This is a genomic window from Synechococcus sp. CB0205 (assembly GCF_000179255.1).
In the GTDB taxonomy this organism is placed as follows: domain Bacteria; phylum Cyanobacteriota; class Cyanobacteriia; order PCC-6307; family Cyanobiaceae; genus Vulcanococcus.
The window spans coordinates 1-9,748 of record NZ_ADXM01000023.1; the positions used below are offsets into that span (position 1 = coordinate 1).

Annotated in this window: 7 protein-coding genes; 4 read left to right on the forward strand and 3 right to left on the reverse strand. The window is 64.7% G+C overall.

Features of this window, described 5'->3' with window-relative positions:
- Positions 1-148: 148 nt before the first annotated feature.
- On the forward strand, positions 149-1,120 hold the full coding sequence (gene cofG, locus CB0205_RS0104030) for a 7,8-didemethyl-8-hydroxy-5-deazariboflavin synthase subunit CofG (protein WP_010314586.1): 972 nt from the start codon (positions 149-151) through the stop codon (positions 1,118-1,120).
- A gap of 58 nt (positions 1,121-1,178) precedes the next feature.
- Positions 1,179-2,735 (forward strand): photosystem II high light acclimation radical SAM protein, encoded by a 1,557-nt coding sequence (locus CB0205_RS0104035; RefSeq protein ID WP_010314588.1) that lies wholly within the window; start codon positions 1,179-1,181, stop codon positions 2,733-2,735.
- Between the two features lies 1 nt (position 2,736).
- Here the strand turns inward: CB0205_RS0104035 and CB0205_RS0104040 are convergent, their stop codons facing one another.
- The 3 genes from CB0205_RS0104040 to CB0205_RS0104050 are packed head-to-tail and all read right to left on the reverse strand — an operon-like array spanning position 2,737 to position 5,168.
- Positions 2,737-3,552, reverse strand: a complete 816-nt coding sequence (locus CB0205_RS0104040) for a CPBP family intramembrane glutamic endopeptidase (RefSeq protein ID WP_232197233.1) — start codon at positions 3,550-3,552, stop codon at positions 2,737-2,739.
- Entirely contained in the window at positions 3,552-3,872 is a 321-nt protein-coding gene (gene clpS / locus CB0205_RS0104045; RefSeq protein WP_010314591.1) for an ATP-dependent Clp protease adapter ClpS, read from the reverse strand. The genes CB0205_RS0104040 and clpS overlap by 1 nt, the downstream gene beginning before the upstream one ends.
- Before the next feature lie 45 nt (positions 3,873-3,917).
- Positions 3,918-5,168, reverse strand: coding sequence for an LL-diaminopimelate aminotransferase (locus CB0205_RS0104050; protein WP_010314593.1), 1,251 nt, complete (start codon positions 5,166-5,168; stop codon positions 3,918-3,920).
- Positions 5,169-5,278: 110 nt separating this feature from the next.
- Between CB0205_RS0104050 and CB0205_RS0104055 the strand changes: the two genes are divergently transcribed.
- Entirely contained in the window at positions 5,279-7,942 is a 2,664-nt protein-coding gene (locus CB0205_RS0104055) for a TIGR03960 family B12-binding radical SAM protein (protein ID WP_010314595.1), read from the forward strand.
- Positions 7,943-8,348: 406 nt separating this feature from the next.
- Positions 8,349-9,748 (forward strand): Rne/Rng family ribonuclease (locus CB0205_RS0104065; RefSeq protein WP_010314599.1); only part of this gene is annotated, 1,400 nt, incomplete at its 3' end.

The following is a 9,748-nucleotide window of genomic DNA, read 5'->3' on the forward strand; positions in this document are numbered from 1 at the left end:
AGGGAAGGACAGGTCGGTAACCCGCCCTGCCATGGCCAATGTAACGGATGTTTGCGCGACATTGCGACGCGTTAACGCCTTCTCAGGCTTTCCGGCCCCCAAGTCCTGCTAATCGGTGGCATCAGTCCCGCTTGTCGCTGCGCTTTCCGTGCCTGCTGAGGCCGTCGTCACCTGGAGTCCCAGCGTCACGTTGGTTCCGACCCGCGGCTGCTTCAACCGCTGCGGCTACTGCAGTTTTCGCGTCTCCCCAGCACTGGCTGTGCCACTCACGGCTGAGGAGGCCCTGCGGCAGCTGCGTGAGCGCCCCGCCGCTGCTGAGGTGTTGCTGTTGAGCGGTGAGGAGGCGCCTGGATCAGCGGGGCGCGCTGCCTGGTTCAGCCGTCTGCTGCAGCTCAGCCAGCTCGCCCTCGATCAGGGCCGGCTTCCCCACACGAATGCGGGTCCCCTGAGCTGCCAGGAAATGGCGCGCCTTGGCCGGAGCAATCCCTCGATGGGCTTGATGTTGGAGGGGCTCGGTCCTGCCTATGAGCCCCTGCATGCCCGCGCCCCCAGCAAGCGTCTGGAGGTTCGCCTGGCTCAACTCGAGCAGGCTGGACGTTTGGGTATCCCTTTCACCACGGGGCTGTTGTTGGGTGTGGGTGAAAGCCGCGCCGATCGAATCAGGGCCTTGGAGCTGCTGCGGGATCTCCAGTTGCGCTGGGGGCACCTGCAGGAAGTGATCCTTCAGCCCTGGCGACCCGATGGTGATTCAGCGGTTGTTCTGAGCGAATCCGAGCAAGGGGATCTCCTGGAGTTGATCGCCGATGCCCGGTCCCTCTTGCCCCAGGAGGTGCACCTGCAGACGCCCCCCAATCTCTGGCCCTTGGCGTCCCTGCCCTCTGCCTTGGCTGCTGGCATCGATGACCTCGGCGGGATCGATCTGGAGGACGTGATTAATCCCGCCTATCCCCAACCGGCGATCAGCCAGCTGCGCGCGGTGCTTGAGGCCTCTGGCTGGCAACTCAAGCCGCGCACCTGCACGCATCAGCACTGGTGGCGTCGATTGCCGCCTGCCCTGCGGGAGAGGGTCGAGCGGATCGACGAAACCCTCCAACAACGTTGGACAACAGCTGCTTGTTAGCGTCCAACTTCGCCATGGGCGTCGCAGCTTGAGACCACTACCGCCAGCTGATCAGCGGGTGTTGCTCGTGCGGCTCCCCTGCAATCCGATTTTCCCGATTGGCCCGGTGTATCTGGCCGATCATCTGCACAAACAATTCCCCGGACTGGCCCAGCAGATCCTTGATCTGGCTGCTGTCCCCCTGCTGGATGTCGAGGCGGTGCTGCTGGAGCGGATCGAGAGCTTCCGGCCCACCGTTTTGGTCTTTTCCTGGCGGGACATTCAGATCTATGCCCCGGTGGATGGTCGCGGGGGCAACCCTCTGCAGAACTCCTTTGAGGTCTTCTACGCCCTGAATCCCGTTCGCCGTTTGCGCGGCGCCTTTGGCGGGTTGCGTTTGATGGCCTCCTTTTACGGGGAGCTCTGGCGCAATTTGCGCTTGGTCCGCCGTGGTCTGAAGCGCGCGCGCCGTCATCACCCAGAGGCCCAGGCGGTCTTGGGCGGGGGCGCGGTCAGCGTTTTCTACGAACAGCTCGGCAAACGGCTACCCCGGGGCACCGTGGTCTCCGTTGGCGAAGGGGAGCCCTTGCTCGAGAAGCTCCTGCGTGGGGAGTCCCTCGAGGGCGAGCGCTGTTTTCTGGCGGGTGAAGCGCCTCGGCCCGGTCTGATTCATGAGCAGCCCTCCGGCATGGAGAAGACGGCCTGCGACTACGACTACATCGCCTCGATTTGGCCCCAGCTGGATTGGTATCTCGATGGGGGCGACTTCTACGTCGGCGTTCAGACCAAGCGGGGCTGCCCCCACAACTGCTGCTACTGCGTCTACACGGTGGTGGAGGGCAAGGCCGTCCGGGTCAATCCCGTCGAGGAGGTCATCGCCGAGATGCATCAGCTCTATCGGCGTGGGGTGCGCGGCTTCTGGTTCACCGATGCGCAATTCATCCCGGCACGCCGCTACATCGACGATGCCAAGGAGCTCCTGCGGGCGGTGAAGGCCCAGGGCTGGACGGACATCCGCTGGGCGGCCTACATCCGAGCCGACAACCTCGACGCCGAGTTGGCCCAGCTGATGGTCGACACCGGCATGGACTACTTCGAGATCGGCATCACCTCCGGTTCCCAGGAGCTCGTGCGCAAGATGCGGATGGGCTACAACCTCCGCACCGTGCTTGAGAACTGTCGCCTCTTGGCCGAGGCTGGCTTCAGGGAGCACGTCTCGGTGAACTACTCCTTCAACGTCATCGACGAGCGTCCAGAGACGATTCGTCAGACCGTTGCCTACCACCGTGAGCTGGAGCGCATTTTTGGTGCCGACAAGGTTGAGCCCGCGATCTTTTTCATCGGCTTGCAACCCCACACGCACCTGGAGCAGTACGGCTTTGATCAGGGCCTGATCAAGCCGGGCTACAACCCGATGAGCATGCTCCCCTGGACGGCTCGGCAACTCCTCTGGAACCCCGAACCGATGGGCAGCACCTTTGGGCGCATTTGCCTGGAGGCGTTTGAGCGCAATCCCGCCGACTTTGGTCGCACGGTGATGGATCTCTTGGAGCGTGACTACGGCACGGCTCCCCTGGAGGAGGCGTTGCGCGCTCCGGTCGAGGGCCGGAAGGCCTTGGCAACGGCGACCCGTTAGATCAGCGCCACCAGCGGCGGCGCACCACGATCAACCCCGCCAGTCCGGCCCAACCCAGCAGACCTCCGATCGGGTTTGGATTGGCGCCACCTGGACCCAGCAGCCAAACGGGTGCGGCTGCCGGCAGGCTGATCAATCCGGCTTGAAGGGCAAACCAGCCCCCGACTAAGCCGCCGTGTAGGCCAATGGATCCCCAGAGCGCCCCTTGATCGGCGCGCCTTTGTAGCGCTAAGGCGAGGCCCAGTAGCACCAGTCCCACCAACAGGGCGATGGCTTCGATGGGGGGCAGCTGGTACCAGGGATGCACCAGGGCAAAGAACGCCGCCTGGAGCCCGATGGCCCGTTGCCGCCCGCCCAGCAGCTCCAATTCGCCCCAGAGCCAACCACGAAAGAGCAACTCCTCGGCGAACCCCACCCCGAGCAGCAGGGCGATGGCGTTGAGCAGTTGGCCGGCCGTGAGTTCTCCCTGCCATTGGCTCTGGCCGATGAGCAGCAGGACCACCACCACACCCAACAGCAGTCCAGCGGCCTTGAGCAGACCGCGAAGGAAGGCGCGAAGGCCCGCGGTGGGACGCACGACAACCCCGAGCTGTTGCCAGGGATGGTCGACACCCCAGCTGCGGCGCAAGCGCCAAGGCAGGGTCAGTAGCAGTAGCAGCAGCGAAACCACCACCCCAGCCAGGTCCACCTGGTCAGGGCGCCATTGGGGGAAGACCAGCGCCAGCGGCCGCGAGCTGAGCCAACCCAATCCGTAGAGGACCGGGACGTAGAGCAGCATCCCCCACCAGTGCAACGTTGATCTGGTGGGGGACTGCATCAGTCTTCGGGCTCGATCGTGCTGGAGAGACCCTTGGCCTTCAGGGTTTCGCTGTAGAACTCCGCCGGCTCGATATCGCAGACGATCACCAGGCCCACGCCGGTGTTGTGGGCCTCCATCATCACGGCGATGGCGTCCTGCTCACTCAGGGAGGGCACCACCTGCCGCAGGGTGCTCACCACGTATTCCATGGTGTTCACCGGGTCGTTGTGGAGCAGCACCTTGTAGCGGGGCGAGGGTTTGCGCACCCGCTCCGGCGCTTTTTCCATCACAGCGGCGCCGCCGCTCTCGCGGCCAGGCGCCTGAGTTGATCGGATCATCCTGATCAGCTCCGGTATGACGAGGTAGGGACTTTAGTCAGCGCCTCAGGCCGCAGCGGCAGCAGGGGCGAGGGCGGCCTTGATCCGGCGCATGGCTTCGTTGACGTTCTCGCGGCTGTTGAAGGCCGAAAGACGGAAATAGCCTTCGCCCGCGGCACCAAAACCACTGCCGGGGGTGCCGACCACGTTCGCTTGGCTCAAGAGCAGATCGAAGAAGCCCCAGGAGTCCACGCCGGCCGGGGTCTTGATCCAGACATAGGGAGCCTGCTCGCCGCCGTAGACCGTCAGGCCTGCATCGCTGAGTTCGCGGCGAATGATCGCGGCGTTCTCCATGTAGAAGCTGATCAGCCCTTTGACCTGGGCTTGGCCGTTCGCGGAATAAACGGCCTCGGCGCCGCGTTGAACGATGTAGCTGACACCGTTGAACTTGGTGCACTGGCGGCGGTTCCAGAGGCCCCAGAGTTCCACCTTTTCGCCATTGGCGGCCGTGCCCATCAGGCCACGGGGCACCACGGTCAGGGCGCAGCGGGTGCCGGTGAAACCGGCGTTCTTGGAGAAGGAGCGGAACTCGATGGCGCAGTCCCGGGCCCCCTCGATCTCGTAGATGGAGTGAGGCAGCGAGGGGTCCTGGATGAAGGCCTCATAGGCCGCGTCAAACAGGATCAGGGCATCGTTGGCGCGGGCGTAGTCCACCCAGGCCTTGAGCTGCTCCTTCGTTGCCACCGCCCCCGTGGGGTTATTGGGGAAGCAGAGGTAGATCAGATCCACCTTCTCGCTGGGGATCTGGGCGCTGAAGCCGTTGTCGGCGCTGATGGGCAGGTAGGTCAGGCCGCCGTACTGGCCCGCGTCATCGGCATCGCCCGTGCGGCCCGCCATGACGTTGCTGTCGACGTACACCGGGTAGACGGGATCGGTGACGGCAATGCGGTTGCCGGTGCCCAGGATGTCGAGGATGTTCGAGCTATCGCACTTCGAGCCGTCGGAGACAAAGATCTCCTCGGCGCTGATCTCGCAGCCGCGGGCCTGGAAATCATGGGTAGCGATCTTCTCGCGCAGCCAGGCGTAGCCCTGCTCGGGGCCGTAGCCATGGAAGCCCTCCCGGGTTCCCATCTCGTCAATGGCCGCCTTCATGGCATCGCGGCAGGCCTGGGGCAGGGGCTCGGTGACATCGCCAATGCCTAGGCGAATGATCGGAGCGTTGGGGTTTGCTTCGCTGAAAGCCTTGACGCGACGTGCGATTTCAGGGAAGAGGTAGCCCGCTTTGAGCTTGAGGTAGTTGCCGTTGACCTGGGCCATCTCAGCGAAGGGTCGCGCGGACCCGGTTGTACTGGCCGGATTGTCCTATGCGGAGGGGGCTCCCCTGGGGTGCCTCTGCATACGATCGAGTCAGTGCAGGGCCTGCTGTTGTGACCGCCGTTTTCGATGCACCGGTGGATTTCGACGCCCTGGTGGATCGCAGCATCGCCAAGCCAGGCCGGTATCTCGGCAACGAGTTGGGGGTGCAGGAGCGGGACTGGGATCAGGTCTGGCCGGCCGCCGCCGTGCGCTGGGCCCTGACCTACCCCGAGATCTACGAGGTCGGCTCGAGCAACACCGGCCACATCATTCTCTATTCGATCCTCAACAGCGTTCCGGGTCAGCTGTGTGACCGCAGTTACCTGCCGGGCCCGGATCTCGCCGAGCGTTTGCGTGAGCGGGGGCAGCCCCTCTTCGCGGTGGAAAGCCGCCGGCCGCTGCCCGCCTTCGACATTCTTGGCTTCTCGCTGAGTTACGAACTCGGCGCCACCAACATCCTGGCGATGTTGGAGTTGGCCCAGGTCCCTGTGCGGGCGGCCGATCGCGGTGATCTCCCCCTGGGCGATCCAGAGGCCCCGCCGCTGATTTTTGCCGGCGGCCCCACCGCCACCAGTAACCCCGAGCCCTTCGCCGCCTTTTTCGATTTCATCGTCCTGGGGGACGGCGAGGAGGTCCTCCCCGAGCTCGGCTTAGTGGTCGCGGAGGCCAAAGCTGCGGGCCTCAGTCGCCGCGCGCTGCTGTTGGATTTGGCCCAGGTGCCAGGGGTCTATGTCCCCTCCCTCTATGGGCCGGGCCCCGACGGGGTGAGCCAGCAGCCGCTGCACCCCGGGGTCCCCAAGCGGGTGATGCGCCGCACCGCGACGCCCATGCCCCACTACGCCATGGGTTTGGTGCCCCATATCGAGACGGTTCACGACCGCCTCACCGTGGAGATTCGCCGGGGCTGCACCCGCGGCTGCCGCTTCTGCCAGCCAGGGATGCTCACCCGTCCTGCCCGGGATGTGGAACCACAGGCCGTGGTGGAGGCCATCGAAACAGGCATGGAGCGCACGGGCTATTCCGATTTCTCCTTGCTCTCCTTGAGCTGCTCGGACTACCTGGCCCTGCCGGCGGTGGGGGTGGAGCTGCGCAACCGCCTCGCCGATAAGAACGTCACCTTGACCCTGCCCAGTCAGCGGGTCGACCGCTTCGACGAGAACATCGCCCACATCCTGGGCGGGACTCGCAAGGCGGGCTTGACCTTTGCGCCCGAGGCCGGCACCCAGCGCCTGCGGGACATCGTCAACAAGGGCCTGACCGACGCCGAGCTGCTGCGGGGGATCCGCACCGCCATGGAGAGCGGCTATCGCAAGGTCAAGCTCTATTTCATGATCGGCCTGCCGGGGGAGACCGATTCCGACGTCCTGGGCATTGCTGAGACCTGCCGCTCCTTGCAACAGCAGTGCCGCGATCTGGGGCGGTTGGAGCTCAACCTCACCATCAGCAATTTCACCCCCAAGCCCCACACCCCCTTCCAGTGGCACAGCGTCAGCACGGCTGAATTTGTTCGCCGGCAGCAGCGCTTGCGGGAGGCCCTGCGCCAACTGCGCGGACTCAAGACGAATTTCACCGATGTGCGCCTCTCGGCGATGGAGGACTTTGTTGGGCGGGGGGACCGGCGCCTCGCGCCCGTGATTGAGGCGGCCTGGCGCGCCGGGGCCGGGTTGGATGCCTGGTTTGAAGCGGCGGATCGCACCTATCAGGCCTGGACCGATGCGATTGAGGCGGCCGATCTGGGCGGGCGCTACCGCGAGCTTGAGATGGGGGAGTGGAGCTCCGCCGAGGGCATGGACCCCAGTGATCTGGCGGCCTTCTGCGCTCAGCCCCTGCCCTGGGACCACATCGATTCAGGGGTCGAGAAAACCTGGCTGGCCGAGGACCTGCGCAATGCCCTGGCTGCTGCGGTGGTGCCGGACTGTTCCTTTGAGGGCTGCAGCAGCTGCGGTGTCTGTGGCCCCGAGTTGGGGCACAACGTGGTGGTGGCCCCTCCGCAGATTCCTGAGCCGAGCCCCCAGCGGCCTCCCGCCAGTGAGCGTGTGCAGCGTCTGCGCTTCCGCTTTGCCAAAACAGGGTCCTTGGCCCTGCTGAGTCACCTGGATTTGGTGCGCCTGATGGAGCGGGCCCTGCGCCGTTCGCGTTTGCCGGCGAGCTTCACCGGGGGCTTCCACCCCCTGCCTCGGGTGCAATTTGCCTTGGCTCTCCCCCTGGGCGCCGAGGCCGATGGGGAATGGATGGATATCGAGTTTACGGCCACGCTCGATCCTGAGCACGCCCGCCAGCAGTTGCAACGCCAACTTCCCCCTGGGTTTGCGCTGCTGGAGGTCTACCCCGTGGAGGTCTTCGGCTCAAGCTTGTCCCAGGAGCTCTCGGGTGCGACCTGGGCTGTGCAGTGGCGCGTCGAGCAGGGCCATGCCATGGCTGCTCCCGAGGTGTGGGACGAGGCGGTCTCCCAACTGCTGGCTCAGGAGTCCTGGATTTGGGAGGACACCGATAAGAAAGGTCGACCGAGGCAGCGGGATTTGCGGCCCTATCTCCAGCAGGTTGAACGGCGTCCCCGCTCGGCCGAGGGCCCAGATCTTCAGGAGCTCCAGTACAGCGCGGTGGTCGATCCTGCAGGCCGCAGTTTGAAGCCGGAACAGCTGCAGCAGTGGTTCTCAACCAGCTTGGGTTTGCCGCTGGCCATGGTCGGTTTGCGGCGGCGTTCATTACTGCTGCAAAGCCCTTCTGGCTCTTGAAATCAACCGTGCTAGCTTGCGTTCAGGACGGCAGATGATTGACCGAAGTCGGTTGATTGATCTCTCCCTCGCCCGGCCAGCCGATGTTGGCTAAGAGCGATAGGAACTTCCTCGGCAGCTTTCACGAGTTTCCCTTCCTGAAAGTCGCTCCAGGCGGCGCTGTTCAGACGGGCACCAATTGGCACCCGCAACTCTTTCGTGTTCAGCCTCGATGGTTGATCGCCCCCACCTTTCGCCGCAGCCTCAGCCTCGGCGTCGCGCTCTGAGCTTTTTTCACATCCCACGGGCAGGAGTCACCCGGCATCGGCGATGCCGCGATCAGATCTCTGTCTCAGGCCAACGCGCTGCGTTGGGTTCGTCATTTCTTATCCCCTCCTGCCCTGCGCAGGTCATCTCCTGACCTTCCATGCCCCAGCAGATCGTCATCGCCGAGCAACTGCGGATTGCCGCTGTTCTCACCGATGAGCGTGTTGACGAGCTTGTCGTCGCACAGGGCCGCTACCAAATCGGCGACGTGTATCTCGGGACGATCGAGAACGTCCTGCCCGGCATTGACGCGGCCTTCGTCAACATCGGAGAGGGCGAGAAGAACGGCTTTATTCATGTCACCGACCTCGGTCCCCTTCGCCTGAAGAAGGGGACCGTTGGCATCACGGAATTGCTCGAGCCCCGCCAGAAGGTGCTGGTTCAGGTGATGAAGGAGCCCACGGGCACCAAAGGGCCCCGTCTGACCGGAAATCTCACCCTGCCGGGTCGTTTCTTGGTGCTGCAGCCCCACGGCCAAGGGGTCAATATTTCGCGCCGGATCACGGCTGAGAGTGAGCGCAATCGCCTCCGTGCCCTTGGCGTCCTGATCAAGCCCCCTGGGGCTGGTCTGCTGATCCGAACCGAAGCGGAGGGCATCAGCGAAGAGCAGCTCATTGACGATCTTGAGGCGCTGCTGCGCCAGTGGGAGGCCATTCAGACGGCCGCTGAGGCAGCGACGCCCCCGGTGCTGCTCAACCGGGATGACGACTTCATCCATCGCATCCTGCGCGATCACTACACCCCTGAGCTGGCGCGGATCGTGGTGGACGCGCCCGACGCGGTCGCCCGGGTCAACACCTTCTTGAGTAGTGACCATCAGCAGGTGCTGGTGGAGCATCACAGCGAGCCCACCGAAATCCTTGAGCACTACAAGGTCAATGCGGCCATTCGCGATGCCCTGACGCCCCGGGCGGATCTGCCCTCGGGCGGTTACGTGATCATCGAGCCGACCGAGGCCCTGACCGTCATTGACGTCAACTCGGGTTCCTTCACCCGCTCGGCCAATGCCCGCGAGACGGTGCTCTGGACCAACTATGAGGCGGCGACAGAAATTGCGCGCCAACTGAAGCTGCGCAACATCGGTGGTGTCGTGATTATCGACTTCATCGATATGGAGTCCAGGCGCGATCAGCTCCAGCTGCTGGAGCACTTCACCTCTGAGGTGCGCTCCGATTCGGCCCGTCCCCAGATCGCCCAGATCAGCGAACTGGGCCTGGTGGAACTCACCCGCAAGCGCCAGGGGCAGAACATCTATGAGCTGTTTGGCCGGGCCTGCCCCAGTTGCGGCGGGCTGGGACATGTGGTGGTGCTGCCTGGACAGGACACCCTCCAGCCCCTGGCCAGCGTCTCCGGCTTGGTTCGCTCGGCCGCCTCGGCCCGTGCTGAAGCTTCAACCCCGGCGGCACTGGAGAGCGGCAGTGGTGGCCGCCGCCGCGGACGTGGTCGCGGTGGCCGCGGCTCCGAGGGCGAGGTGGTGGCGGCCTACGAGGACAGCGGCTC

Excerpts from the sequence above, each read along its gene's own strand:
- CB0205_RS0104040 (WP_232197233.1), bottom strand. The coding sequence starts at position 3,552 with ATGCAGTCCCCCACCAGATCAACGTTGCACTGGTGGGGGATGCTGCTC.
- clpS (WP_010314591.1), bottom strand. The coding sequence starts at position 3,872 with ATGATCCGATCAACTCAGGCGCCTGGCCGCGAGAGCGGCGGCGCCGCT.
- CB0205_RS0104050 (WP_010314593.1), bottom strand. The coding sequence starts at position 5,168 with ATGGCCCAGGTCAACGGCAACTACCTCAAGCTCAAAGCGGGCTACCTC.